Origin of the sequence: Nocardia yunnanensis, from assembly GCF_003626895.1 — a bacterium.
Classification (GTDB): Bacteria; Actinomycetota; Actinomycetes; order Mycobacteriales; family Mycobacteriaceae; genus Nocardia; species Nocardia yunnanensis.
In genome coordinates this window covers 491,297-517,774 of the sequence record NZ_CP032568.1, presented here as the reverse complement: position 1 = coordinate 517,774, position 26,478 = coordinate 491,297, and the positions used below count along the sequence as shown (strand labels likewise).

23 protein-coding genes and 1 tRNA gene are annotated in these 26,478 nt (G+C 68.6%); 13 read left to right on the top strand and 11 right to left on the bottom strand.

All coding sequences use genetic code 11. The features are described from left to right. Positions 1-45 precede the first annotated feature (45 nt). A tRNA-Gln gene (locus tag D7D52_RS02370) sits at positions 46-116 on the bottom strand. A gap of 207 nt (positions 117-323) precedes the next feature. Between D7D52_RS02370 and D7D52_RS02365 the strand changes: the two genes are divergently transcribed. From D7D52_RS02365 to D7D52_RS02345, 5 genes are all read left to right on the top strand, one after another. Continuing rightward, on the top strand, positions 324-953 hold the full coding sequence (locus D7D52_RS02365) for a TetR/AcrR family transcriptional regulator (RefSeq protein WP_120734844.1): 630 nt from the start codon (positions 324-326) through the stop codon (positions 951-953). 214 nt (positions 954-1,167) lie between these two features. Then, positions 1,168-1,815 carry a TetR/AcrR family transcriptional regulator gene (locus D7D52_RS02360; RefSeq protein ID WP_120734843.1) on the top strand — a complete coding sequence of 216 codons (648 nt, stop codon included), beginning with the start codon at positions 1,168-1,170 and terminating at the stop codon, positions 1,813-1,815. Between the two features lie 550 nt (positions 1,816-2,365). Next, positions 2,366-5,983: a transcription-repair coupling factor gene (gene mfd, locus D7D52_RS02355; protein WP_120734842.1), complete on the top strand. Its 3,618-nt coding sequence runs from the start codon at positions 2,366-2,368 to the stop codon at positions 5,981-5,983. Further along, complete coding sequence (locus D7D52_RS02350; protein WP_120734841.1) at positions 5,980-6,708, top strand: nucleoside triphosphate pyrophosphohydrolase; 729 nt, start codon at positions 5,980-5,982, stop codon at positions 6,706-6,708. Before mfd ends, D7D52_RS02350 begins: the two co-directional genes overlap by 4 nt. A gap of 98 nt (positions 6,709-6,806) precedes the next feature. After that, entirely contained in the window at positions 6,807-7,781 is a 975-nt protein-coding gene (locus tag D7D52_RS02345) for a hypothetical protein (protein WP_120734840.1), read from the top strand. Positions 7,782-7,811: 30 nt separating this feature from the next. Here D7D52_RS02345 and D7D52_RS02340 read toward each other — a convergent pair whose 3' ends face one another. Genes D7D52_RS02340 through D7D52_RS02330 form a run of 3 tightly spaced genes read right to left on the bottom strand, consistent with a single transcriptional unit; the run spans position 7,812 to position 9,164 of the window. Further along, positions 7,812-8,105, bottom strand: a complete 294-nt coding sequence (locus D7D52_RS02340) for an MTH1187 family thiamine-binding protein (RefSeq protein WP_120734839.1) — start codon at positions 8,103-8,105, stop codon at positions 7,812-7,814. Continuing rightward, positions 8,102-8,677, bottom strand: a complete 576-nt coding sequence (locus D7D52_RS02335) for a TerD family protein (protein WP_120734838.1) — start codon at positions 8,675-8,677, stop codon at positions 8,102-8,104. The genes D7D52_RS02340 and D7D52_RS02335 overlap by 4 nt, the downstream gene beginning before the upstream one ends. Positions 8,678-8,693: 16 nt before the next feature. Next, entirely contained in the window at positions 8,694-9,164 is a 471-nt protein-coding gene (locus D7D52_RS02330) for a pyridoxamine 5'-phosphate oxidase family protein (RefSeq protein WP_246023603.1), read from the bottom strand. 584 nt (positions 9,165-9,748) lie between these two features. Between D7D52_RS02330 and D7D52_RS02325 the strand changes: the two genes are divergently transcribed. Continuing rightward, positions 9,749-11,182, top strand: a complete 1,434-nt coding sequence (locus D7D52_RS02325; protein ID WP_120734836.1) for a stealth family protein — start codon at positions 9,749-9,751, stop codon at positions 11,180-11,182. Positions 11,183-11,282: 100 nt separating this feature from the next. Continuing rightward, the gene (locus tag D7D52_RS02320) at positions 11,283-11,663 is read left to right on the top strand and encodes a hypothetical protein (RefSeq protein WP_120734835.1); all 381 of its coding nucleotides are present in this window, start codon (positions 11,283-11,285) and stop codon (positions 11,661-11,663) included. A gap of 19 nt (positions 11,664-11,682) precedes the next feature. On the opposite strand, the gene D7D52_RS02315 is transcribed toward D7D52_RS02320, so the two are convergent. Then, complete coding sequence (locus D7D52_RS02315) at positions 11,683-12,135, bottom strand: DUF4345 domain-containing protein (RefSeq protein WP_120734834.1); 453 nt, start codon at positions 12,133-12,135, stop codon at positions 11,683-11,685. A 100-nt stretch (positions 12,136-12,235) separates the two neighbouring features. Between D7D52_RS02315 and D7D52_RS02310 the strand changes: the two genes are divergently transcribed. From D7D52_RS02310 to mtnK, 5 genes are all read left to right on the top strand, one after another. Continuing rightward, positions 12,236-12,805: a TetR/AcrR family transcriptional regulator gene (locus D7D52_RS02310; protein WP_120734833.1), complete on the top strand. Its 570-nt coding sequence runs from the start codon at positions 12,236-12,238 to the stop codon at positions 12,803-12,805. 94 nt (positions 12,806-12,899) lie between these two features. Beyond that, a complete protein-coding gene (locus D7D52_RS02305; RefSeq protein ID WP_120734832.1) occupies positions 12,900-13,988 on the top strand; it encodes a substrate-binding domain-containing protein in 1,089 nt (362 codons plus the stop codon). Then, positions 13,975-15,510: a sugar ABC transporter ATP-binding protein gene (locus D7D52_RS02300; protein ID WP_222932770.1), complete on the top strand. Its 1,536-nt coding sequence runs from the start codon at positions 13,975-13,977 to the stop codon at positions 15,508-15,510. Before D7D52_RS02305 ends, D7D52_RS02300 begins: the two co-directional genes overlap by 14 nt. Before the next feature lie 28 nt (positions 15,511-15,538). Further along, positions 15,539-16,570 carry an ABC transporter permease gene (locus D7D52_RS02295; protein ID WP_120734830.1) on the top strand — a complete coding sequence of 344 codons (1,032 nt, stop codon included), beginning with the start codon at positions 15,539-15,541 and terminating at the stop codon, positions 16,568-16,570. Then, a complete protein-coding gene (gene mtnK / locus D7D52_RS02290; protein ID WP_120734829.1) occupies positions 16,567-17,775 on the top strand; it encodes an S-methyl-5-thioribose kinase in 1,209 nt (402 codons plus the stop codon). Before D7D52_RS02295 ends, mtnK begins: the two co-directional genes overlap by 4 nt. A gap of 38 nt (positions 17,776-17,813) precedes the next feature. Here the strand turns inward: mtnK and D7D52_RS02285 are convergent, their stop codons facing one another. The 6 genes from D7D52_RS02285 to D7D52_RS02260 all read right to left on the bottom strand — a co-directional run bounded on the left by D7D52_RS02285 (position 17,814) and on the right by D7D52_RS02260 (position 25,260). Continuing rightward, positions 17,814-18,767, bottom strand: coding sequence for a phosphodiesterase (locus D7D52_RS02285; protein ID WP_187703103.1), 954 nt, complete (start codon positions 18,765-18,767; stop codon positions 17,814-17,816). Between the two features lie 155 nt (positions 18,768-18,922). After that, positions 18,923-20,335, bottom strand: a complete 1,413-nt coding sequence (locus tag D7D52_RS02280; RefSeq protein WP_120734827.1) for an MATE family efflux transporter — start codon at positions 20,333-20,335, stop codon at positions 18,923-18,925. After that, complete coding sequence (locus D7D52_RS02275) at positions 20,332-21,687, bottom strand: pyridoxal-phosphate dependent enzyme (protein WP_120734826.1); 1,356 nt, start codon at positions 21,685-21,687, stop codon at positions 20,332-20,334. The genes D7D52_RS02280 and D7D52_RS02275 overlap by 4 nt, the downstream gene beginning before the upstream one ends. Before the next feature lie 12 nt (positions 21,688-21,699). Further along, positions 21,700-23,157: a type III PLP-dependent enzyme domain-containing protein gene (locus D7D52_RS02270; RefSeq protein ID WP_246023602.1), complete on the bottom strand. Its 1,458-nt coding sequence runs from the start codon at positions 23,155-23,157 to the stop codon at positions 21,700-21,702. 37 nt (positions 23,158-23,194) lie between these two features. Beyond that, positions 23,195-24,184 carry an ornithine cyclodeaminase family protein gene (locus D7D52_RS02265; RefSeq protein ID WP_187703102.1) on the bottom strand — a complete coding sequence of 330 codons (990 nt, stop codon included), beginning with the start codon at positions 24,182-24,184 and terminating at the stop codon, positions 23,195-23,197. Then, positions 24,181-25,260, bottom strand: a complete 1,080-nt coding sequence (locus tag D7D52_RS02260; RefSeq protein ID WP_120743731.1) for a TauD/TfdA family dioxygenase — start codon at positions 25,258-25,260, stop codon at positions 24,181-24,183. Before D7D52_RS02260 ends, D7D52_RS02265 begins: the two co-directional genes overlap by 4 nt. A gap of 225 nt (positions 25,261-25,485) precedes the next feature. Between D7D52_RS02260 and D7D52_RS02255 the strand changes: the two genes are divergently transcribed. Continuing rightward, entirely contained in the window at positions 25,486-26,238 is a 753-nt protein-coding gene (locus D7D52_RS02255; RefSeq protein WP_425464604.1) for a lytic transglycosylase domain-containing protein, read from the top strand. Positions 26,239-26,478 lie beyond the last annotated feature (240 nt).

The following is a 26,478-nucleotide window of genomic DNA, read 5'->3' as shown; positions in this document are numbered from 1 at the left end:
TGGAAAGCAATATGCGGGGCCAACGATAACGCCCCTGCTCGTGAGCTCCGCCGCCAGGACTCGAACCTGGACAAACTGAACCAAAATCAGTTGTGCTGCCATTACACCACGGCGGATCGCAGCGTCATGCGGGTCTGATCCTCGCATGAAGTACCCCCGAACGTCGAACCGCTTACGCAGATTCGATCGTGTCTGTCGATAGGCTACCTACCGACGCGCGGCGGCCGACGGCCCCGCACCCCGGGCAAAGGTGCTCGGGGGCAGGGCGAAAGGGCAGGTGGGCAATGACGGCTGGCGAGGGAGCTAGGCCGGTGCGGGCGCGCATGACCGGGACCCAGCGGCGCCAGCAGCTCATCGAGATCGGGCGGGCGTTGTTCGCGGAGCGGGGATACGACGCGACCTCGATAGAGGAGATCGCGGCGCGGGCGCAGGTGTCGAAACCGGTGGTGTACGAGCACTTCGGGGGGAAGGAGGGGCTCTACGCCGTCGTCGTCGATCGGGAGATGTCGACGCTGCTGGAGATGATCACCGCCTCGCTCACCCAGAACCGGTCGCGGGTGCGGCTCGAGCAGGTGGCGCTGGCGTTGCTCACCTATATGGAGGAGCGCACCGACGGGTTCCGGATCCTCATGCGCGATCAGCCGGTGTCGGCGGCGGAGGGGACGTATTCGTCACTGCTCAACGAGGCGGTGAATCAGGTGGCGCACATTCTCGCCGGGGATTTCGAGCGGCGCGGGCTGGATCCGAGCCTGGCGACGCTCTACGGGCAGGCGCTGGTGGGAATGGTTGCGACGGCGGCGACCTGGTGGCTGGACGAGCGCCAGCCGTCCAAGGAAGTGGTGGCCGCGCACCTGGTGAATCTGTGCTGGAACGGCCTCACGCATCTGGAGGCGGAGCCCGTGCTGGCGTCGGAATGGCCGAGCGGCAAGGGGTTATCAAACCCTGCAGTCTGAATTTTGGTCTGATATGTCTGTCCTAACCGGACAGAACTGGACAGTTAACCAGCGAATTGCGAAGGAGGACGGGCCGAATGCTCGAATCGGCTGGCAGCGCGCAGCCGGGTGGTACGGTTCACCCATCCTTCGAGTGCTGTTCGAACTGTGATGTCGGTCAACTTCGGGATATCGGTCTACTTCAGGATGGCTGGTTTGATGACAGGCGGATCTGATGGCTAGGCAAGCGCGTGCGGAGATCACTCGCGATTCCGTGCTCGCGGGCGCGGCCGATGTCTTTCTTCGGCTGGGCTACGCGAACGCGTCCCTGTCGGAAATCATCGCGCAGTCCAATGTGACCAAGGGCGCCTTGTACTTTCACTTCGGCTCCAAGGAAGAACTGGCCCGCGCCGTCGTCGATCAGGGCAACGAGCGACTGGTCAGCGCCTGCCAGGGATTCTTCGATCCGCGGGTGCCCGCGCTGGAGGCGTGCATCGGGATCACCTACGTGGTGGCGGATCTGACCATGAACGATCCGATGGTCGGCGCCATGCTCAAGCTGACCCACCAGATCGGCGACTACCGCGGGGCCACCGGCGACAACATCGCCAAGACCTGGGGCGAGACACATCGTTTGCTCGCCGAACGCGCCATCGCCCAAGGCGATCTCCAGCACGACCTCGACCCCGAGACCATCGGCCTGCTCCTGCAGGAGATGACCACCGGCGTCCACATCGTCGCGGTCAGCACCGAATCCATCGACCAGATGGCGACCCGCATGGAACGGGCCTGGTACTTCCTCCTGCCCTCCATCGTCCCCGACGAAAAGGTCGCCTACTTCCGCGAATTCGCCGCCCGCCGCCTCCGCCGCTACGTGCAATAGCCCAACTCTCGGGACTCTCAGGGGCAAGCCCCTGAAACCCCAAGGGCGAGGGCAGCCTTCGGCGCCCGCAAGGGTCCGCACACTGGAGGCCCACGAGGGCTGGGACCTCGGCGCACCGGGAGGGCTGGGACCTCGGCGCACCGGGAGGGCTGGGACCTCGGCGCACCGGGAGGGCTGGGACCTCGGCGCACCGCGAGGACCAGGTCCTCGGCGCACCGCGAGGACTAGGTCCTTCGAGGTCCGCGAAGACTAGGTCCTTCGCGGTCCGCCAGAGCCGGTGTCTCGGGTCTCGAGCTTCGTCCGGTGCCGCTGGACGCCCGCCGCTGGGCAGGTTTCGTGGGCTGGCGCCGGATCGAAGGGCGCCCAGCGCGGAGAGGGCAGCACCCTTCACCCGGTGGCCGCACTATCGTTGCCGAACTCCCCGCGTCTCGGGATCAGCGCGGCCGGGATCGGAAGTGGTTCGGCGGGGTCGTCGGTACTGGGTGTCGTTGGGCGCTACTAGACTCGGTTGGCCGTCTGGAACGCTGATCTGCGCCGAGGAGTCTGCCCCATGACCACCGATCGTCCACCTTTGGCGGGACTGGCTGCGGTGGCCGGTGCCGATGCCGCGTTGACGCAGGTCGCGAGCCTGATCGGGCGGGAGTCGGCCATGTTGGTCGCGCCGTCGGCGGTGCGGCCGTTCGTGGCGTCGACCATTGCGGGGCAGCGGCCGCTGCTGGTGGTGACGGCCACCGGGCGGGAGGCCGACGATCTGGCGGTCGAGCTGACCGAGATGCTGGGGGATACGGTCGCGCTGTTCCCGTCGTGGGAGACGCTGCCGCACGAGCGGCTGTCGCCGGGCGCGGACACGGTGGGCCGGCGGTTGCAGGTGTTGCGGCGGCTGGCGCATCCGGAGGATCCGGGGACGCCGGGTCCGCTGCGGGTGGTGGTGACCACGGTGCGCTCGCTCATGCAGCCGATGGCGGCGGGGCTGGGGGATATCGAGCCCATCGTGCTGCACCAGGGCGCGGAGTTCGATTTCGACGAATTGCTCACGCGGCTGGTGGAATTCGCCTACGAGCGGGTCGACATGGTCGGCAAGCGCGGTGAGTTCGCGGTGCGCGGCGGCATCCTCGACGTCTTCCCGCCGACGGCGGATCATCCGGTGCGCGTGGAGTTCTGGGGCGACGAGGTCTCCGAGCTGCGCGCCTTCTCCGTGCAGGATCAGCGCTCCATCCACGAGGTGCCGGTCGAACTGGTGGTCGCGCCGCCGTGCCGGGAACTGTTGCTCACCACCGCACTTCGCGAACGCGCCGCCCAGGTCGCCGCCGAGAACGCCGCCGACGCGGCGCTGGTGGAGATGCTCGACAAGATCGCCGAGGGCATCCCGGTCGAGGGCATGGAGGCCCTGCTGCCGGTCCTGCAGCCCGGCGAGCTGCAACTACTGGTGGACGCGCTGCCCGCGGAAACCCATGTGCTGCTGTGCGATCCGGAGAAGGTCCGCACCCGCGCCGCCGACCTGGTGCGCACCGGCGAGGAGTTCCTGGAGGCGTCCTGGACGGCGGCCTCCTTCGGCGCGGCCGCCCCGCTCGGCGCGCACGGCCTGGACCTGGCCGCCTCCGGCTACCGCGGCCTGGACGTGGTGCACGCCGACGCCGAACGCCGCGGCCTGCCCTGGTGGACGCTGAGCCCGCTGGCCGCCGACGACCCGAACGAGATCGTGCTGCCGGTGCTGGCCGCCGCGTCCGCCCGCGGGTCCGAGGAACTGGTCGCCACCATCTTCGCCTCGCTGCGCGCCCAGGTAGCGACCGGCGGCCGCGCGGTCATCGTGGTGGCGGGACACGGTACGGTGCAACGCATTCTGGAACGCCTCGCCGACGCCGAGGTGCCCGCCGCCTCGCTGGAGGCCGGGGCCGAACCGGTGCCGGGCGTGGTCGGGGTGCTCTGCGGCTCGCTGCACGACGGCATCGTCTTCGACGACGCCAAACTGGTGGTGATCGCCGAATCCGATCTCACCGGCAACCGCGTCACCGCGCCCGGCGAGGGCAAGAAGCTGCCCGCCCGCCGCCGCAACCAGGTCGACCCGCTGGCGCTCACCGCCGGCGACATGGTGGTGCACGATCAGCACGGCATCGGGCGCTTCGTGGAGATGATCGAACGCACCGTCGGCGGGGCGCGCCGCGAGTACCTGGTCATCGAGTACGCGCCCAGCAAGCGCGGGCAGCCGGGCGATCGCCTGTTCGTGCCGATGGATTCGCTGGATCAGCTGTCCCGCTACGTCGGCGGCGAGATGCCGTCGCTGTCCAAGCTCGGCGGCTCGGACTGGGCCAACACCAAACGCAAGGCGCGCAAGGCGGTTCGCGAGATCGCCACCGAACTGGTGCAGCTCTACGCCGCCCGGCAGGCCGCGCCCGGCCACGCCTTCGCCCCGGACACGCCGTGGCAGCAGGAGATGGAGGACGCGTTCGCGTTCACCGAGACCGTCGATCAGCTCTCGGCCATCGCCGAGGTGAAATCCGATATGGAGAAGGCCGTTCCGATGGACCGCGTCATCTGCGGTGACGTCGGCTACGGCAAGACCGAGATCGCGGTGCGCGCCGCGTTCAAGGCGGTGCAGGACGGCAAGCAGGTCGCGGTGCTGGTGCCGACCACGCTGCTGGCGCAACAGCATCTGCAGACCTTCACCGAGCGCATGGCCGGCTTCCCGGTGGTGGTGAAGGGCCTGTCGCGCTTCACCGATGCGGCCGAATCGCGCGAGATCCTCGAGGGCATGACCACCAAGGATGTCGACATCGTGGTGGGCACGCACCGGCTGTTGCAGACCGGCGTGCGCTGGAAGGACCTGGGCCTGGTCATCATCGACGAGGAGCAGCGTTTCGGCGTCGAGCACAAGGAGCACATCAAGGCGCTGCGCACGCACGTGGACGTGTTGACCATGTCCGCCACGCCGATTCCGCGCACCCTGGAGATGTCGCTCGCGGGCATCCGCGAGATGTCGACCATCCTCACCCCGCCGGAAGAACGCCATCCCGTGCTCACCTATGTGGGCGCGTACAACGACAAGCAGGTGGCGGCCGCCATCCGCCGTGAGCTGCTGCGCGACGGCCAGGTGTTCTACGTGCACAATCGGGTCTCCTCGATCGACAAGGCCGCCAAGCGGATTCGCGATCTGGTGCCGGAGGCGCGCGTCGTCGTCGCGCACGGGCAGATGAACGAGGACAATCTCGAGAAGACCGTGCAGGGCTTCTGGGAGCGGGAATTCGATGTGCTGGTGTGCACCACCATCATCGAAACCGGTCTGGACATCTCCAATGCCAACACGCTGATCGTGGAACGCGCCGACGCGCTGGGTCTTTCGCAGTTGCACCAGCTGCGCGGCCGTGTCGGGCGCTCGCGGGAGCGCGGCTACGCCTACTTCCTGTACCCGCCGGAGAAGCCGCTCACCGAGACCGCCTACGACCGGCTCGCCACCATTTCGCAGAACTCGGATCTGGGCGCGGGCATGGCGGTCGCCATGAAGGACCTCGAGATTCGCGGCGCGGGCAATGTGCTGGGCGCCGAGCAGTCCGGGCATGTCGCGGGCGTGGGCTTCGACCTGTACGTGCGGCTGGTCGGCGAGGCGGTGGAGGCGTATCGCGCCGCCGCCGACGGCCGCCCGATCACGGTGGACGAGGAGGTCAGGGAGGTCCGCATCGATCTGCCCGTCGACGCGCACATCCCGCCCGACTACATCGCCTCGGACCGGCTGCGCCTGGAGGCGTACCGCAAACTGGCCGCCGCCCAGGACGATTCGGGCCTCTCGGCGGTGGTCGAGGAGCTGGTGGACCGCTACGGCCCGCTGCCGGTGGAAACCGCCCGCCTGGTCTCGGTCGCCAAGCTCCGCCTGCTGGCCCGCGCGTACGCCATCGCCGAAATCGGCGTCACCGGAACCACCTTGAAGGTTTCGCCGCTGCAACTACCCGACTCCAAGCAGCTGCGCCTCAAGCGCCTCTACCCCAACGCCACCTACCGCCCCGCCACCGGCATCGTCCAGCTGCCCCTGCCCCGGGTGGAGGACAGCGTCGGCGCGGCCCGGGTCCGCGACGTCCAACTCCTCCAGTTCGTCGCCGACCTCCTCCTCGCGCTGGACGGAAAAGCCCCGGGCGCAGTCGATGTCAAGGTTCCCACGGAGGTGCTCGCCCCCCGATGAGCGCAGGCGAGAACCTCTCGACGGAGGCGGCGGGTATCGCGGCCATGACCGCGGCGCTGGGCGAAGCGGTGGAGGTGATGGATCGGCTGTGGAACTTCGGGGGATGGGAGGTGACGCAGACGCATGATTCGTTGCGGCCGTATCTGCTCGAGGAGACTTACGAGCTGCTCGACGCGATCCAGGCCGAGGACGCCGAGACGATCAAGGAGGAGCTGGGGGATCTGCTGTTGCAGGTGCTGTTCCACTCCCGGATCGCCGAGGCGGCAGGCGAATTCACCGTCGCCGAGGTGGCGGCGGCCTTGGTGGCCAAGCTCGTGCATCGCAGTCCGCATCTGAGCGGGCCCGAGGGCAGCAGCGGCTTCGAGCCGGACGCCGCGGTGGCCGACAAGATCGCGGCCCAGGAAAAGGCTTGGGAGGAGCGGAAATCCGCGGAGAAGGCGCGCCGTTCGTGCCTGGACGGCATCGCCATGGCGCAGCCCGCGCTGGCGCTCGCGGAGAAAGTTCGCTCACGAGCTATCAAGGCCGGTTTACCCGAGGATTTGATTCCGGACGCGCTGCGGGTGGTGGAACTCGGCGGTCCGGACAGCGCCGAGGAACGGCTGCGGAAGGCCACTCTGGTGTTCGCGGAACGGATTCGAGCCGCCGAGGATGCCGCCGAAATCGCGCGCGGCGAGCGGCGCGGGCTCGATTCCGCGCGGTGGCGGGAGTTCTGGCCGCGCGGCTGAACGACATCCGCAATGGCGGCCGAAACGGGCATAGCGGAAGTGATGCCGGGCGATAACGGCAGTGTTGCCTTCGGCTCGTTTCGGCTAGCGTCAGGGGGGTGCAAGCTTCGGGGCGCGAATCATCGATCACCGAGTACTACCCGCCGAGAGCGGGCGCGGCTGTCGCGCTGGTCTTCTTCCTGGTGATGACCGCACTACCCGGATTCGTGGTCTTCGACTGGGACGAGCACGCGGTCATGCGGGTGCTGGCCGCGGTCGCCATGGCGTTGTTCGGTTTCGGGGTGTACGCCATGCTCGACGATCTGATCCGCCCGCAACCCACCCTGCTGATCACCGATCAGGGCTTCACCTACCGGGGCTATCCGCATGTGGCGTGGACCGAAGTGGATCGGCTGCGGCTGGGCATCGGCCGCCTGCGCAAGGGCGGTCACACCGAGAAGTTCGCCGAGGTGGTGCTTCGCAATCCCGTCGAATTCCGCGACCGGGTGCGGGCTCTCGGCGATGCCGCCGCCCGCAAGAACGCCGACCGCCCGCTCTATATCGTCCCCGAGCGGCTCTCGGTGGCGGTCCCCGTCGTGGTCGAGGCCATGCGGAACCATCATCCGGACCTGACGGTCAAGGCGCTCGAGGACGAGCCCGCCCCCGTTCCCGCGCCACCCCGCTCACCCGATCGCGACATGGTCGAGAGTGCTCTGGTCAGCGCCCTCACCGATGCCCTGCCCGCCCCCTGGCAGACGGCCGTCCTCTGGTTCTGCCTGGTCGGCGACGACGGCCACGCCGGCATCCAGGTCGATCTCACCGACGCCGACCCCGACGAACTCCAGCCCTCGGAGGAAGTGCTCAACCTGCTGCACCGCCTCAAGGACGTCTGCTACGACCAGATGACCGGCACCTGGCTCAGCGGCCAGGTCGTCCTCCAGGCAGCCTCCACCAAGGCCCAATTCACCTTGTCCTTCAAGGAAATCCCCGACTGGCTCCCGCTCCCCGAACCCGACGAATGCCGCCGCGAACTCGCCACCTACCCCCGCGCCGGCGACGAAATCCCCGACTGGCTCCGCGAACGCATCTCCTGACTATTCGGATCCTGTCTATCCGGATCCTGACTACTCGGCCAGGTAGCGTTCGACGGTTTCGACCTTGGTGTGCATGGCGTTGGTGGTGCCGGGGCGGAGGTCGGCTTTGAGGACGAGGCTGCACCGTGGGGCGACGGTGAGGATCGCGTCGGTGGCCTGTTTGACGACGGCCATGACCTCGTCCCATTCACCTTCGATGGTGGTGAACATGGCGTTGGTCTCGTTGGGCAGGCCGCTGGCGCGCACGATGCGGACGGCTTCGGCGACGGCGCGGCCCACGTCCGCGCCGACGCCGAGCGGGGTGACCGAGAAGGCGACGATCACACGTTCACGCCGTAGTCGCGGGCGATGCCGGCCAGGCCGGAGGCGTAGCCCTGGCCGATGGCGCGGAACTTCCATTCCGGGCCGTGGCGGTAGAGCTCGCCGAAGACCATGGCGGTTTCGGTGGAGGCGTCCTCGGTGAGGTCGAAACGGGCCAGCTCCGAACCGGTTACGGCGTCGATCACGCGAATGTAGGCATTGCGGACCTGGCCGAAGGACTGGCGGCGGACATCGGCCTCGTGGATGGAGACCGGGAAGAAGATATTGGTGATGGTCGGCGGCATGGCGGCCAGGTCGACGTTGATGACCTCGTCGTCGCCCTCGCCGGCGCCGGTGAGGTTGTCGCCGGTGTGCTCGATGGTGCCCTCGGGGGAGCGCAGGTTGTTGTAGAAGATGAAGTGCGCGTCCGAGAGCACCCGCTGATTGGAGCCGCAGGCCAGCGCGCTGGCGTCCAGGTCGTAGTCGGCGCCCGTGGTGGTGCGCACGTCCCAGCCCAGCGCCACCGCGACCTTGGTCAGGTTCGGAGCCTGTTTGGACAGCGAAACGTTTCCGCCCTTGGCCAAGCTGACAGACACGCGATCTCCTTCGGTATCAGTTGCGGTCGGTCGCCATCGCCTGCAGCGTCTCGACCCGTTTCTCCAGATAGCGTAGTTCGGAGTCGTCGCGGACGGTGCGCTGAATTCCGGCCGCCACCTCGAAGGCCGACTGCCGGTGATCGTCGATCACCTCGACGCGCAATTCCACCGCCGTGTAGTCCTCGGCGCCCGGCATCGGGTCGGCGAGCACATGCGCGGTGCCGCGTGCGCACAGCGCCACATCGCCGCCGCCGAGAATCAGCAGCGCCACCTCCGGCCGCTCCCGCAGCCGGGCCAGCGAGCCGCGATCGGACTTGAGGCTCAGCAGGATTCGGCGGTCCCCGGCGCGCACCGGCCAGGACACCGGAATGGCGTGGGGCGCCGGATCGGTGGTCACCAGGACCGCGATGGTGTCCCGCGGCCAGTGCGGCAAAACGTCGAGTTCGGGATGATCCTGCGTTTCGGCATCGTTATCGGACACTGACACTGTCGAGGGCTCCTGACGTTCCCGCGCTTCGGCTACCACCCGCGTCACCTCACCATCGCGTCGCGCACAGCGGGCTGGGCTGTGCTGTCGCAAGTGTATGCCGTTGCGCCGCTGGCCTGCTGGCGTCCGAATCGCCCACGCGATTCGCCAGACTCGTCGGTTTCGTCGGTTACGAACGTGAAAACACAGGCGGACCTGCGGGGAAACAGATTGACGAGAAGCGATAACAGTTGCATCATTCGTTACAGTCCCTCGTCTGAACGAGGTCGTGCGAGTAACCGGCCGATGACCGCCCGGCGAAGCTCGTCCGCCACCGCCGTGGCGTCGACGAACGCAAGCAGAGTTTTTCCACCGACGCGAGAGCGCGTCATGTGAGCGAGTGAGGTGAGTGCGAATGGCGATCCGGCCGCAGCAGCGACGACCGTGGACCCCGCCTCGCACCACCCTGTCCGCTCCGTTCTTCTGAATGCCCCAACGGATTTCACGGTGCGCGCCGGTATCGGCCCCCGCCTGGGCCGGCGCGGGGCCGTGGCCGATGCGCGGGGACAGACGCGAGGTGCAGTGCGAACAGAGCGGAGACGGTGATGGTGGACGAGTTGGTGGGACGCGCGAGCGTGGCGAATCTGGTGGTGTCGGACGCGGTGGCCGAGGATCTGCGGTATCTGCGTGGCGAGCTGACGCTCGCGGAGGTGCCGTACCTGCTGGTGCGTGATGCCGAGCATCGGTTGGTGCTGGCGGTGGACAGCGTGCACCGGGCGGCCCTGAGAAGGGTGCTGGGCGCCGCCATGGTCGCCGGATTCTGCTGCAACGAGAAGCAGCACAACGTCTTCCGGCTGGGACGTGATCTGGATCCGGCCCATCACGTGGATATCGAGCTGTGGGAGTACCACGGTGACACGGTGGAGTGCCCGCGCCCGAACGCCTTGACCCGCATGGTGTTCGACGTCGCCGATGTGGAACCGGCCACCGTGCGCCTCTACGAGCTGAACTGGCCGACGCTGGCGGGCATGTTCGCCCCGCACGCCAGCGATGTCGGCTTCGATATCGACATCGTGTTCTCCTGGGTGGACGGCACCGACCCCGAATTCCGCGCGCGCCGTGCGGGAATGATGGCGCAGGTGGTGGTGGGCGAGGGGGACGAGGCCGACGCCCGCATCCGCCAGATCGACGAATTGCGTTACGCGCTGCGCTCGGTGCACAAGAACGCGCCGTGGATTCGCCGCATCTTCATCGCCACCGATTCCCGGGTGCCGGACTGGCTGGCCGACGATCCGCAGGTGACGATCGTGCGCGCGGTGGATCACTTCTCGGACCTCAGCGGGCTGCCGGTGTTCAATTCCCATGCGGTGGAATGCCAATTGCAGCACATCGAGGGATTGTCGGAGCACTTCCTGTACTCGAACGACGACATGTTCTTCGCGCGCCCGGTGCGCCCGTCGATGTTCTTCACGCCCGCGGGGATCAGCCGCTACATCGAGGCGGGCACCCGGATCGGCCCGGGCGCCAACAACGAACGCCGCAGCGGTTTCGAGAACGCGGCGCGAGTCAACCGCGCGCTGCTGGCCCGCCGGTTCGGCAACGTCATCACCCGGCATCTCGAGCACACGCCGGTTCCGTTGCGCCGCAGCGTATTGCAGGAGATGGAGCAGGTCTTCGCCGAGGATTTCGCCCGCACCCGCGCCAGCCGGTTCCGCGCCGCCACCGATATCTCGGTGACCAATTCGCTGTATCACTACTACGCGCTGCTCACCGGCCGCGCCGTGCCGCAGGAGGCCGCGAAGGTCCGCTACGTGGACACCACCGCGTACACCGGCCTGGCCCTGCTCGACGGTCTGGCCAAGCGCCGCAATGTCGATTTCTTCTGCCTCAACGACGGCAGTTTCCCGGAGGTCCCGGAGGCCGAACGGGTGCGCGCCGTCGCCGAATTCCTGGAGACCTATTTCCCGGAACCGGCGCCCTGGGAGAAGCCGGAAACCATTGCGGGCACGATGACGGCGTTCGAATCGGGCGCGGCCTGAGAACGCGCCGGGGCGGCCCCAGAACGCGCCGGGGCGGCGGTGGCGAGCGCCGATAGTCGGCCGTTGGAACCTGATTAGTCGTGCCGCCCACCATCGGGGCATGAAAAAGAAGTTCCTCGCCGCCGCCGCCCTGGCCGCCGCCTCCACCGCCACCATCCTCGGCGCCGGCCCCGCCTCGGCGGCCGACGCCCAGCACATCTACTTCGCCTACGGCACCGACAACGGGTACGTCAGCGGCCGCCTGATCGGCTTCAGCCACGACTCCTACGTGCTCGACGCCCACGGCGGCCAGGTCATGATCGTCGACGCCAACCCCAACTGGTCCGACGTCACCGTCACGGTCTCCGGCCCCACCGGCGTGCTGTCCTACCAGCATCAGTGGAGGCGAGTCGTGCTGCCCGCCAACGGTTCCTACCGCCTCGAGGTCTCCTCGCCGTCGCATCAGACCATCGACTACGGCCTCAGCGTCAAGATCGACTGATCCCGGCCCCCGCCCGGTCTCACTCGGTGGGGCGCGCCGAAGGCGCTGCACCGAAAGACGGCTCCGCGGCGGCGGCCGGGAGGCTCGGCCGGATCGGCCGGTGCGTGACCTGTTGCAGCAGCGTCGAATACACCAGCGGCATGACCAGTTCGACGACGAGCATGACGACGTAGAACCAGTGCGGCCAGCCCACATAGGCGACCGTGAGCAGGCGCACCAGGCCGCCGACGAAGAACAGCAGCATCAGCAGGTGGATGAAGCCGGCATTGCGGTCCAGGTCCCGTGCAGCCCACACGCAGGCGACGCCGTAGGCGAGGAACAGCACCATGGAGAAGCGAATGTCGCCGTCCAGGGTGGCATTGGGGGTGTTGGCTCCGATGATGGTGCTGGGGCCGATGAATATGTGGGCCAGCGCGATCAGCACGCAGGCGACGCCGAATACGACCAGGTACCAACGCAATACGGACTTCATGATCGCCCTTTCCCCGATGACTCCGGCCTAGTAGACGTGTGTCAACTATCTGGCATGAGCCTAGGCGCGCTAGTAGACATGCGTCAACTATGGTGTGGGGATGCCACCGCGCCGTCGTCTCAGTCCCGATCAGCGTCGCGCCGAACTGCTCGATGTCGGCGCGCGGCTGTTCGCCGAACTGCCCTACGACCAGGTGCAGATGGATCAGGTCGCGGATCGGGCCGGCATCTCGCGGGCGCTGCTGTACCGCCACTTTCCGAAGAAGAGCGCGCTGTTCGCGGCCATCTATCAGCGGGCCGCCGAGGATCTGCAGGGCCGGGTCCACCTCGATCCCGACCTGCCCCTGTCCGATCAGGTGGCCGCCGGACTCGACGCCCATCTCGACTATTTCGAGGCCAACCGCAACACCGTGCTGGCCGCCAACCGGTCGCTGACGGGGGATCCGGTGGTGCAGGCCATCGTGTTCGGCGACCACGCCGCCATGCGCGAGGTCGTGCTCACCGCCCTCGGGGTGTCCGGCACCGACCGCGAGGTCATGTCCGCGCTGGTCACCTCGTGGCTGATGTTCGTGCACACGCTGTGCCTGGAATGGCTCGAACACCAGGTGCTGACCCGCGACCAGGTCCGCGCCGCCTGCCTGGGCGCCCTGCGAGGCATCCTCGACGCATAGCCGTATTCGGATCAGGCGGAGCGAATTACGGGTCACCGGCGGGCGTCGCGAGTAGTTTGCCCGAGGTTGACCGTCTACTGCTTGGAGTACCGTCGTGACCCGCTTCTCGGTGGCCTTGGCCGCACCCGTTCTCGCCGTCGCGCTGCTGGTGAGCGGATGCTCGCAGTCGTCGAATTCGGGTGCGCCGCAAGCCTCGACGCCCGCGGTGGCGCCGGCGACCGGCAAGAAGCCCGCGCCGTTCGACCAGGGCGGGGTGAAGGTCGCGCTGGTGCGGCAGAGCGGAGCCGGGGACTACTTCGAGCAGTGGGGCAATGGCGCGAAGGCGCAGGCCAAGGCGGTCGGGATCGACCTGGCCGTCTATGACGCGCAGGCCGACAACGCCAAGCAGGCCACCGACCTGTCCACCGCGATCAATTCGGGCGCCAAGGCCATCATCGTCGACCACGGCTTCCCCGCCACCGTCGGACCGCTCATCGATCAGGCGATCGACAAGGGCATCACGGTGGTGACCTACGATGTCGAGTCGAGCAATCCCAAGGTGATCGCCACGCGGCAGAACGACGCCGATATCGCCTCGGTCGCCATCGGTGCGCTGGCCGCCGCCATCGGCAAGAACGCACCGGTCGGATACGTGAACGTGGCGGGCTTCGCGCCGCTGGACAAGCGAGACGCGGTGTGGCAGAAGGCGCTCGGGGACAATGGCTGGAACCAGCAGTTCAAGGTCGGCAAGGTGAGCGATTCGACCGCCACCGACACCGTGCCGCTGGTGAGCGCCGCGCTGACCCAGCACGGTGACGTGAAGGGCATCTTCGCGCCGTACGACGAACTCGCCAAGGGCACGGTGCTCGCGGTGCAGAACAAGCATCTGGAGAACGCCGTCAAGGTGGTGGGCGCGGACATCTCCAACGCCGACATCCAGCTCATCACCGCCGACCACAGCCCCTGGGTGGCCACCGCCGGCACCGACCCGTCCGCGGTCGGCGCGGCGGTCGTGCGCACCATCGCCCTGCAGATCGCCGGGCAGCTGGGCAAGCAGGCCGTCGAGTTCCCGGCCGTCGCGGTGAGCCGGGATCTGCTGGTGTCGAAGAAGATTCAGAATCTGGATCAGCTGCGCGCGGCACTGCCCGCACTGAACCTCGGCCAGGTGAGCGCCGCCGACTGGATCCCCGTTGTCGCTCACTGATGTTGGGGCGCCGGCGGTTTCGCTGCGCGACGTCGGAATGTCGTTCGGCGGCAAGACCGTTCTCGACGGCGTGAGCCTCGACCTCGCGCCCGGCGGCGTGACCGCTCTGCTGGGCGCGAACGGCGCGGGCAAATCGACGCTGATCAAGGTGCTGTCGGGGGTGCACGCCGAGCACCGCGGCCGGGTGTCGGTCGGCGGTGTCGCCGCCGAGCTGCGCACGCCGCTGGCGGCGCAGCGCCTGGGCATCCGCACCGTGCATCAGCACATCGCCGCGGGCGTCGTCCCGGGGCTCTCGGTCGCCGAAAACCTGGTGTTCGACGAACTGGCCGGCGACCGCGGCAATCCGCTGCGCAGTGGCAGGCGAGTGCTGTTGCGGGCCAGGGAGATTAAAGCCACGCTGGATCTCAACTGGAGCGATCGCGTCCTGCGCCGCGATGTCGCCGAACTCGGCCTCTCCGATCAGCAGCTGCTGATTCTGGCCCGCGCCCTGTCCACGCGCCCGCGGCTACTGATTCTCGACGAGCCCACCTCGGCCCTGTCGGCGGCGGAGGCGCGTCGACTGTTCGCGATCGTCGAGCGACTGCGTTCGGACGGGATCGCCGTGCTGTACGTCTCCCACCGTCTCGGTGAAATCGACTCCCTCGCCGACCGATTGGTCGTGCTGCGCGACGGCCGCGTCACCGCCGATCTGCCGCGCCCCTTCGACTGGGATGCCGCGCTGCGGGCCATGCTGGCCACCGCGCAGGCCGCCACCACGCTGCGCCCCGCCGACGCGGGACCCGGCAATGGTGAAGTGGCGCTGTCGTTTCGGGGTGTTTCGCTGCTGCCCGAACGTCGTCCGCAGGACCTCGAGCTGCGGGCCGGGGAGGTGACCGGGGTCGTGGGTCTGCTGGGCGCGGGCAAGACCGAACTCGCCGCCGGGCTGACCGGGGTCGCGGCCTTCCGCGACGGTGGACTCGAACTGGACGGCAAGCCCTACCGGCCCAAGCATCCCGCGGACGCGATCCGCGACGGCGTGTACCTGGTACCCGAGGACCGGCACGCCGACGCGCTGATCCCGGGATGGTCGCTGGCACAGAATCTTTCGCTGCCGTTCCTGCGATCGGTCTCGGGATTCGCCGGGTTGATCTCCCCGGCCCGCGAGGCCGAACGAGCCCGCCGCACCATCGCTCGGCTCGGCGTCGTCGCCCGCGACGAGCACAGCCTCATCGAGGAACTCTCCGGCGGCAATCAGCAGAAGATCGTGGTCGGCCGCTGGCTGGCGCAGCGGCCGCGCGTCCTCGTCTTGGACGAACCCTTCCGCGGCGTCGATATCGGGGCGCGGCGCGATATCGGGCGGCAGGCCCGCGCCCTCGCCGGCGACGGCGCCGCCGTGCTGGTGTTGTCCTCGGACATCGACGAGGTGCTCGAGGTCGCCGACCGGGTGCTCGTGCTCGTCGACGGCGAAATCCGGCTCGACACCTACGATCCCGAGCCCGATCGCATTCTCGACACGCTCGCGACGCTGGGAGGCCCGCGATGACAGGAGCCGCAATGACTGGAGTCCCGCAATGACAGCGACCGACCGGCCCGCGCCCGTGGTCGCCGCACCCGTCGCGGGCGACGGTGTCCGGGAAGCCGTCGTCAAGTACGGCTTCATCGTCGTCACCCTCGCCCTGTTCGCCTGGTTCCTGGTGAGCGAGCCCACATTCCGCAATTCCGCGACGCTGCTGGACATCCTGCGCTACGTCTCCGTGGCCGCGATCCTCGGCCTCGGTGTCACCCTGACCATGGCGGTCGGCGGGCTGGACATGTCGGTCGGCGCGGTCGCCGGTCTCGGCGTCTCGGTCGCCGCGCAGACCATGGTGGTGCACAACCAGATCGGGGCGATCGCGGTGCTGGCCGTGCTCGGCGCGGGCGCGGCGGCCGGGCTGGTGAACGCCGCCCTGGTGGTGCTGCTGCGCGTGCCGGACATGCTGGCGACGCTCGGCACCATGTTCGTCATCCAGGGCAGCAAGCTGATTCTCGTCGACGGTCAGTCCATCTCCCCGGGTATGACCCTCGCGGACGGTTCCACCGCGCCGGGCAAGTTCACCGCCGGGTTCCTGTCCATCGATCGCGGCAGTGTCCTCGGCATCCCGGTCTCGGTCCTGATCTTCGCCGCGCTGACCCTGCTCGCCTGGATGTTCCTGGCTCGAACCCGCTGGGGCAGAGTGCTGTACGCGATCGGCGCCAACCGGGAAGCCGCCCGCCTGGCCGGGGTGCGGGTCGGGGCGTATCGAAGCCTGGCCTACGTGGCGTCGGGGGTACTGGCCGCGATCGGCGGCCTGATCCTGGCCGCCCGCATCGGTCAGGGCGATGTGTCGGCGGGCAATTCGCAACTGCTGGAAGCGGTGGCGGTGGCCCTGGTCGGCACCTCGGTGCTCGGGCGCGGCAAACCCAATGTGTGGGGCACCGCGCTGGGCGCGGTCTTGATCGGCATCATCTCCTCCGGCCTCACCATCGCCGGATTGCCCTACTACACCCAGGATGTCGTGCAGGGCGGGGTGCTGGTGCTGGCGCTGGTGTTCAGTTTCACGCTGTCGGGAGGCAAACGGGTATGACACGGGAATATCGGATCCTGGAGGCCGAGGACGTCCCCGGCTATCTGCGCGAGCGCGGCTACTTCGCCGGAGACGCGTTCGCCGACAGCGACATCCACGTTCACGAGGTCTCCGACGGCAATCTCAACCGGGTATTCCTGGCCACGCACCGCGACGGCCGCAGTCTCGCGGTCAAGCAGGCCCTGCCGTGGGTCCGGGTCGCCGGGCCGTCGTGGCCCATGAGCCCCGAACGCGCGACCGCCGAGGCCCGCGCCTACCGCCGCGTCACCGCGGTCGCGCCGGAAACCGTTCCGGCGGTGCACGGTTACGACGCGGACAACTACGCGCTCACCATGGAGAACCTCGCCGATCTGCGGGTGCTGCGCACGGTCCTGAACGAGGGCGCCGGCTTCGGTGGCGCGTCCACCGCCGTCGGCGTCTTCGTCGCGCGATTGGCCTTCGCCACCAGCGATTTCGGCATGTCCAGCGCGGAACGCAAAGCGCTGCTGGCGGAATCGGTGAACCCGGAGCTCTGCAAGATCACCGAGGATCTGGTGCTCGCCGAACCGTATCTCGAACACGAGCACAACCACTGGCACGAATCGGTCGCCGACCTGGCCGCCGCCTTCCGCGCCGATCCGGCACTGCGGACCGAGATCGCCGAGCTGCGGCACACTTTCATGTCCGGTGCCCAGGCGCTGCTGCACGGCGACCTGCACACCGGCAGCATCATGGTCGGCGAACGCGACGGCCGCGAGGTGGTCAAGATCTTCGACCCCGAATTCTCCTTCGTCGGACCCGTCGGCTTCGACCTCGGCCTCTACTGGGGCAATGTGATCGCCGCCGATGCCCGCGCGCGTGTCCTGGCGCCCGACGCCGGCCATCTCGACGAGATCGCCCACAGCTGGCAGGCTTTCGACACCGAATTCCGCGCCCTGTGGCCCACCCGCGTCGACACCTTCTTCGACGACGCCTACCTCGACCGGTTCCTGCGCCGGGTATGGACCGACGCCCTCGGCTACGCCGGCGCGGAAATCATCCGCCGCATAGTGGGTTTCGCCCAGCTCTCCGACCTCGAGACGCTGCCCGATCCCGGGCCCGCCACCCGGCGCGCCCTACGGATCGGCCGGGAACTGGTGTTGCGCCGCGGCACGCTCGCGGATCCGCGGCAGGTGCGCAAGGCCATTACGGAAATCGCGGACGATTCCGGAATCGGCGCAGCCTGAAGCGGTTTCGGCTCCCGTCGCAGTAGTCGCGTCCCCCGTCAGAGGACTGTCTCGCCGTCGGATTCGGGGGCCTCGGTCCGGCGGCGGAGGACGTGTGGGATGCGGGCCGCGGGGGGTATCACGATGCCCGCGTCGGCGAGCTTCTCGGCGGCCTGCTCCGGATCGGCGGGCTTGCCGACGGTGGGGCCGTGGCCGATGGGGACCACCGAGTGGACGATGGTGTCCGGGTAGACGTGCACGTAGTTGAACGCCTGCGCGCCGTCGCGGCCGCGCTGGCCACCCTCGGCGGCCGCCATGTCCTGGCTGTAGCAGGTGGCCGACGCCACCGAGACCGGAATGCCCGCGAAGGTCGCGGTGCTCGAAAGATGCAGGTGCCCGGCCAGAATCGCGCGCACGTCGGTGCCGTCGAGCACGTCGGCGAGGCGGCGCTGATCGCGCAGCTCGACCAGCACGGCCAGATCCTGCACGCAGGGCAGCGGCGGGTGATGCATGGCGAGAATGGTGCCGAAGGGCGCCGGCTCGGCGAGAACATCACGCAGCCAAGCCAATTGGGCATCGGTGATCTCACCCCAGTGGTGGCCGGGGACGGTGGTGTCGAGGGCGATGACGCGCAGCCCGTCGAACATGTGCACCGCGTCGAACGGCGCGCCCGAGGGCTGCTCGTCGAGCAGATGCTCACGCAGGACCGCGCGCTCGTCGTGATTGCCGGCGACCCAGACCACCGGCGCGCCCAGGCGTTCGGCCCACGGCTCCACCAGATCGCGCAGCTTGCGGTACGCGCCCGCCTCACCGCGGTCGGTGAGGTCGCCGGTGAACACGATGGCGGTCGGCGCGATGCGGCTGGCCTCGGCCTGGCCCAGCAGGCTCTCGAGCCGCGCTTCGGCGTCGACCGTGCCGTACAGCTCGGCGTCGGCGGCGATCAGATGGGTGTCACTGAAATGGAAAAGCACATGGTCTGGCTTGGGATACTCGGCGACTCGTGTGATGTGCACGGACATCCTCCCCGGCGTCGGTGTTGCGCCCTTGCTTGCCAACTCGTCGATAGGGCTCTGCCGATTCCGTCGCAAGAATAGCGAAGCCCGTTTCTTTCAGGTTGCCCGCTGCCAGTGACGGCATGCTTGCGAGTAGGTGAGATTTGGGTGTCGGGCTAGGCGTGGGGGCTACCGGCCAGCACCGGCCGATGCTCCTGCTCACGCACATGAAGCAGCGTGAAGAAGCGGCGCAGCATCAGGGCAGCGGTGGTGGCGAGGCCCGCGCCCAGCCCCAGCCACACGCCCGCCGCGCCCATTCGCAGCGGGAAAGCCAGCAGCAGCGCAGTGGGCAATCCCACACCCCAGTACCCGATGAGCGAGAGCCGGAAGCCGGCCTTGGTGTCCTTGAGCCCCCGCAGCAGACCGACCGCAATGTTCTGAGCGGCGTCGAAGAACTGCAGTGCGATGGCGACCCACAGCAGCGTGTGCGCCACGTGTTCGGCCGCCGCGTCGCCGTCGGTCAGGAACGGCCGCAACACCCAACCTGGGGCCAGCACGTAGGCCAACCCCGTGAGCGCGGTGACGACCGCCGCGTACCGCAGCGCCAGCCGCGCCACCGACCGTGCGTGCGCGAATTCGTCGCGCGCCACCGCCTTGCTCACCAGGATCGACGCCCCGTGCGAGAGCCCGATCGCCACCTGGAACACGATGTACACCAGCTGATAGACCACATTGTGGGCGGCCAGCGCGGCCGCGCCGATCCCGCCCATCACCAGCGCCAGCACCGAGAACATGCCGGCCTCGGAGCCGTAGGTGAGCGCGATCGGGGTGCCCAGCCGCAGCTCCTCCCACACCGTCGCCCGATGCACCGGCCACCACCGAACCGGCAGTGTCGCACCGAGTTTCGGGTCGCGGCGCACCATCGCCCAGAACACCCCGAAGGTGAGCAGGAAGACCAGCGAGGTGGCCACGCCGACACCGGTCAGCCCGAGGGCCGGCAGGCCCGCCCAGCCGTGCATGAACGCCAGCGCCAGCACCAGGTTCAAGGCCACCGAGCCCAGTGTCACCAGCAGCAGCGCCTGCGGTCGCTGCAGCCCGATCGTGTACTGCCGCAACACCTGAAACCACAGGCAGGGCAGCAGTCCCGGGGCCAGCGCGACCATCATCGGCCGCGCCTGCGCCAGCACCGCCGCGTCCTGGCCCAGCCAGCGCAGCGCCCACCCCAGCCCGATGAGCAGCGCCCCGCCCAGCACGCCCGCCAGCGTCGCGATCAGGAAACTCGACCGCACCACCTCGCGCACCTGCGCCTCGGACCGCCGGCCCTGCTTGTCGGCCCGGCTCACCACGGTCGCCACCTGATTGCCGGTGCCGGTGATCAATCCGACGCACATGGTGCGAATCTGGTTGAACAGCACCAGCGCCAGCCCGCCCGCCGCGACCTGCCGCACCCCGAGCGTGCCCATCAGGGCGATGTTCGTGGTGGAGACCGCCACCTGGGCGAGCTGGGTCAGGGCGATGGGCGTGGCCAGCGCGGTCAGCTGCCGGCCGTCGGACTGCCGTGCGCTGGATTGCCGAGTCGCACCGCTCATTTCGCGGCGGCCTCGGGCGCGGGCGCGGGCACGTGGATGGGGTGCGTCGCGTCCGGGGCGGATGGCGCGGTACCGCGCAGCGTCGAGACGAGCTGCGCCACCTGGGCGGCCTGATCGGTCAGCCGCTGCCGATGCTTGTCCAGTGCCAGGCAGACCTGATCGCCGGTGCGGCCCAGCAGCTCGCCGATCTCGTTGGCGGGCAGGCCGAGTGCGTCGAGGGTGCGGATCAGCTCGACCTGCCGGGCCCGCTCGTCGTCGTGCGCGTCGGCGTGCGGCAGCGCGAGGTCGAGATGCCGCAGCGCCTCGAGTTCGCGCGGGTCGATCCGGTGCGCCGGGCGCTGCCGCCGCAGCAGCGTCACGATCTCGGCCTCCCGGCTGCGGTCGAGCAGATGCCGATCGTTCATCCACTTCTCGTCGAACACGGTGTCCAGGTACTTCTCGCCGTCATCGTTGACGATCACCACCACGATCGAATGCGGCGGGAACTCCGCCAGCCGCGTCAGCGCCGCGAGCACCGAACCGCCCGACGAGCCGCCGATCAGCAGGCCCAGTTCCGCGGCCAGGGCGCGCGCGGTCGCGAAGGCGTCGATATCGGAGACCTTGATCCGGTCCCGCTCGTCGATCAACCGCAGATCCTGATCCACGTGAATGCCGGGCGCCGCCCCCTCCGGCGTCCCGGTCCCGGACTGCCAGTAGTCGTGCGCCGGCGGCCCGAACGCGATCGACCCCTCGGGCTCCACCCCGATCAGCCGCGGATCGCAACCGCGGTCCCGCAGCCCGCGCGCCGTCCCGAACAGCGACCCCCCGGTGCCCACCGCGCCCACCAGAATGTCGACCTTCTCGAGATCCGCCAGCAGCTCCTCGGCCAGCGCGTAATACCCGACCCCATTGGCCGGATTGTCGTGCTGCGCCGGAAAATACGCGCTCGGCCCCTCCGCCGCGGCCAGCTCGGCCGCGAGCTCCTCCCGCGCGGAGGTCGACAACCCGTCATCCCCTTCCTCGGACACGAACACCAGCTCGGCCCCCATGGCCCGCATGGCGTTCAACTTGGCCGCGCACGCGTGATGATCGACCACCGCGGTGAACCGATACCCGCGCTCCCGCGCCACCACGGCCAGCCCCAACCCGGTATTACCCGAAGTCGATTCGATGATGTGCCCGCCCGCGCGCAGCTGCCCCCGCCGCTCCGCGTCCAGCACCATGGCCCGCGCCATCCGAATCTTGGCCGCGCCCGTGGGATTGAAGGTCTCGAGCTTGAGGAACAACCGAGCTCCGGAGGTGCGATCGACAGCGAGCTCGAAAAGCGGTGTCTGCCCGATCAACTCGGACACGCGCCCGGCGATAACCGGCATCGAAGATTTCTCCTAGGAAAGGTTGAGTGACGCGGCTGGGGTGGCGTTCGATCGGACATCGCGCGGATCGGGCTCACGCGTCCACTGGAATTGTCGTCCATCCGCCGAATTACGCAAGACGACCTTGGGTGGCACCGGCAATTCGTGGAATTCCGATTCGTTCGAGTCCATCTGATAACCGGCGGTATTCGGGTACACGAGCAGATCGCCTACCACCGCGGCCCGGGGCAGCGGTATGCGTCGCCAGCTGAGCATGTCCGACTCGAGGCATGTCGCGCCGCCGACACAGGTCGGGGTGATCGATCCGATCCGTTCGGGCCACAGGACCGGATCGGGAAGGTATTCGGTATCGAACCATTGTTCCGACAGGCTGAGACTGCTGCCGTCGACGGTCAGGATGTCGTACGGAATGTGCTGTGCTTCCCGCGTTTTGACGCCCTGGACCCGGAATACGGTGCTCCCGGCGCGATCGAGCAGCGCGCGGCCGGGTTCGATGGCCAGCCGAATCCCGGCCTTGCGCAGGCGATCACCCAGTCCATTGTGCTCGAGTATCGCGGTCAGCATCTGCGGGCCCGCAACCGCGCAATGGTAGGGGTAATAGGAGTCCGGTCTCGGCGCCCGGCCGCCATGGAACCAGGAGGGGTTGACATTGTCGAGAAAGGAATGCCAGAGCTCGGAGGCTATGTAACTGACGCTGAAGCCGCCCCCGATAGAGATGATATCGGCGGGGTGACCATTGACGCGCGCCTTCAGACACCGATCGACCAGGGCTGCCGCCAGTTCGGCGCGCGGCACGGCGTCGTAGCCGCTGAGGTGAAAACTGTAGCCTTCCAGGCGAACCGACGTCGTATCCAGTTGATCCCAGATGTTGTCGAGTTCGGTATCGGTCATGCCGAACCGGCTGGTGGAATCCTTCGGAAGTACTCGCAGCACGATTCGTGCCGTGGTCGCGGGCAGCCGCCGGCGGGAAAGTTCGATGAGCCGGGCGAGTTCGGCCGGACTGTCGATGGCAATGAGGGCATCGTTCGCCGCGGCCGCCATGAGCAACTCATCGGATTTCACTGGGCCGGTGACCATGAGGTCGGCACCATCGATCCCGCCACGCAGCGCGGCCCCGAGTTCGCCGACGCTGGCGACATCGACCCCGGCCCCCGCCGCGGCACACGCCTCGATCACGCATGCGGACTTGTTGGCCTTTTTGCCGTAATAGATGACACCCGCTACGTCGTTGTCCACGAAGGATTTCTGGAATCGGCCGATGTTCTCGACGATCCGCTCGGGAAACATGACGTGGAACGGGCCCTGCACCGTGTCCGCGATTTCTCGCAACGGACCGTCATCGGACAATAGCCGTTGCTCCCACTCGACTCTGTCCGCACGCATCGGCCTGGCGGTTATCTGGGAGATATCGGTCGACGAGGACGAGACTTTCCCGGTGCTGGACAGGAGAATACCTTTCTGTGGATTCACGCTCGCGCAGAGCTGCCGGTGGATTTGCGGGGATCTGTCAATCCCACAGGGAGACCTCCGTGCCGCGGCCTTCGGCGATGGCGCGGTTGGCGAGGGCGTGGGCGACGGCGATGTCGGTGAGGACCAGGCCGCTGTTGTAGACGAAGAGGCGTTCGTCGTCGGCGGTGCGGCCGACGGCTCGGCGATCGAGGATCTGGGGTAGCTCGGCGTCGACGCGGCGTAGTCGGCCGTCGGGGCCGGCCATGTCGGTGCCGGTCAGGGCCATCTGCTCGGCGCTGGTGGCGACCACGCGATCGGCCTCGGTGAGGGTGGAGGGGGCCAGGCCGTAGCCGACCAGCACCACGGTCGAGCCGGGCGCGAGATCCTTGGCCTCGAGCGCGACGCGGGTGCCGGGTCCGGCGGTGGCCAGGACGACATCGGCCTCGCGGGCGGCGGTGTGCGGATCGCTGACGATCTCCAGCTCGGCGTGCGGATGATGCTGCAGCAGTTGCCGATTCACCGCCTCCAGGCCCCCGGGATGGGTGCCGTAGAGCATGAGCCGGTTCAGCTGCGGGTTGGCGGCCAGCAGATGCGGCAGGGCGTTGCGGCCCTGGGTGCCGGTCCCGATCAGCAGCACGCTGCGCGCCCCCGGCCGCGCGCATTCGCGCACCAGCAGCGCCGACACCGCGGGCGTGCGCAACGCCCCCACGCGGGCGCAGTCCATCAGGGCGATGGGCGTGCCGGTCGCGTCGTCGTAGAGCGAGATGGTGGTGAAGTAGCGCTTGTTGGACCGGTCGTGATGCGGGTCGAACTTGTAGCTGGTCTTCATGGCCACCACCCGGCGGCGGCCGTCGCGGCCCAGCATGGCGTAGGCCACCGACCAGCCGTCGGGATGCGCGACGCTCAACTTGCGGGGATTGTCCGAATCACCGCCCGCCAGTGCCAGATACGCGTCCTCGACGGCGCGCACCACCTCGGCGGGGGAGATCGGGACATCGGCCAGATCGCTGCGGGACAGCACCCGCAGCGGCGTGGTTCGGGCATTCATCTGTTTCGTCCTCGGCTCGTGCGGAACGGCGCCACCACCCGCTGGCCGTACCCGTCCTCGGCCGCTTCGCTCGCGTCGCGCCGACGCTGCGGCAGCCGGATGTTCACCCGCTTGAGCCAGCGGTCGGTGCCGTCGTAGCGGGGGGTGAACGGCACCCGTCCGTGCACCACCACGTCATTGTCCACCAGCAGCAGTTCCCCGGGGGTCAAAGCGGCGGTGAGGCAGACTCTTTCGAGCTCCGCGGCCAAATGCCGGTAGGCGGATCGGAATTCGTCGTCGGCGTCGTCGAGCGGGGTGTACGCCGGATCGAAGCGCAGCGTCAACCGGCACGCGTCGCTGCCGAGGGTGGCCACCGCCGGGGCGGGCCCGTCGCCGAAACCGGTGCCGTAGGAGACGTCGGGCAGGATGGGCAGCCGCGCCCGGCTCAGCGTTTCCCGTTGTGCCGCATCGAGTTCGGTGTGCCGGACCGAGGACACCGTGGTCCCGACCCGGTCCGGGTTGCGCAGGCAGCCCAGCATCAGCAGGTTGGCGCGTTCGGGATGGAAGGCGTCCTCGGTGTGCGGGCTGAGCAGCGCGGTGCTGCTCGCCCCGGACTGCTCGTGCTCGTGGCCGGGGGTCGGGACGATGTTGTTGACCAGCCGCCCGCCCTGCTGCCCCTCCCAGCCGAAAGGCTCACCGGCGCAGCGGGCCAGCAGCAGCATGGCGATATCGAGTTCGAAGGAGGCGCAGCGGTGGGCGCGGTCGCCGGCCTGGGCCGCCGCCTGTGTCCAGTTGTGCGGCGTCTGCCCGAGTTCGTCGTCGCCGAGATCGAGCCGGCGGATGATCGTCACGCCGGCGTCGGTGGCCGGCGGGCGCAGCGCCTCGTGCACGGCGTCGGGCAGCCGGCCGTATTTGGCGTCGATGTGGCGCAGCAGCACCGGATGCGAGAGCGTGCCGGCGATCTCCGGGCCGGCGCCGACTGTGACGGCGATCTCAGCGGCGAGGTGGCGCACCGCGCGGGCGGCGGATTCCGGCAGGTCGCGCCGTTCGATGTCCGAGGGGTGAAGCGTCTGACGTTCGGAGAGAACGCTTTTCACCAAGGGGGAGGGCCTTCCTGGCTGGTGTGAGACGTGGGCGCATCGAACGTATTGGGTCCAGGTAATTTTGGCAAGGCTTACCTAATGGCGTGTTCGCGGAAATAGCCGAGAGGTATCACAGATCTGTCCGGAGGGTAACCGAACGCGCGCGCTGTCCGCGACTCCGGCCGGGTCGGCTCCGGGCGATGTTCACGCTGTTCGCCCGCGGCGCGATGAATCTGGATGATGAGAGGGGTGCGAATCCGTATGGCCGCTGTCCGGGCCCTGTCGACCCGCGCCGGCCTGCTGGGCACGGCGGCCGCTCTGGTTTTGCTGACCGGTTGCGGCACAGTGCATCTCACGCCGGTCCCCGACGATATGCCGCCGCCCGCGGGCGCGCCGCTGCCCGCGATCGACCTGGATGCGCCGGGCCGCAGCGCGACTGCGCTGGCGGACTGGGCGCACGAGCAGCACGGCAGTACCGGGATCCCGGTGGTGGCGCTGGAGGCGTACGGGTACGCCGCCGCGGTCATGGCGCGTTCCCGACCCGACTGCGGCATCGGCTGGACCACACTGGCCGGGATCGCGAGCGTCGAGAGCCAGCACGGCTCGCACGGCGGCTCGCATCTGGCCGACGACGGGACGGTGTCGCCGCCGATTCGCGGTCTGCCGCTGGACGGTTCGCCCGGCCGAGCGCGCATCCTCGACACCGGATCGACCGAGGCGAATCCGATCTACGTCCGCGCCATGGGCCCGTTCCAGTTCATCCCGGAGACCTGGCAGCGCTGGGGCGTCGACGCCAACGGCGACGGCAAGATCGATCCGGACAATATCGACGACGCCGCCCTCACCGCCGCCCGCTACCTGTGTGCCATGGGCGGCAACCTCACCGCCGCCCCCGGCTGGCAGCAGGCCCTGCTCACCTACAACCAATCGACCAGCTACATGAACACCGTCCGCTATCGCGCCGCCGCCTACAGCGTCGGCCGCTCTGTCTGATTTGCCCTCCGCTTCGCTCCGGGCGGGTTCGCGGCGCTGGAGGTCTCGTTCTTCCCTCCCTCCGCTCCTCCGCTTCGCTCCCCCGCTCCGCTCAGTCCAGAACGAGACGCGCCACGAACCTCGTGGGTGGGATCGGCCGTCTGCCGGTGTATATCTTTCGGCCACGCCGTGGGGGGATGTGGCGGCCTGATCTCGGCACAGTAGGCTCGTGACCGCACGGGATCCCCGTGCGACCTGCCG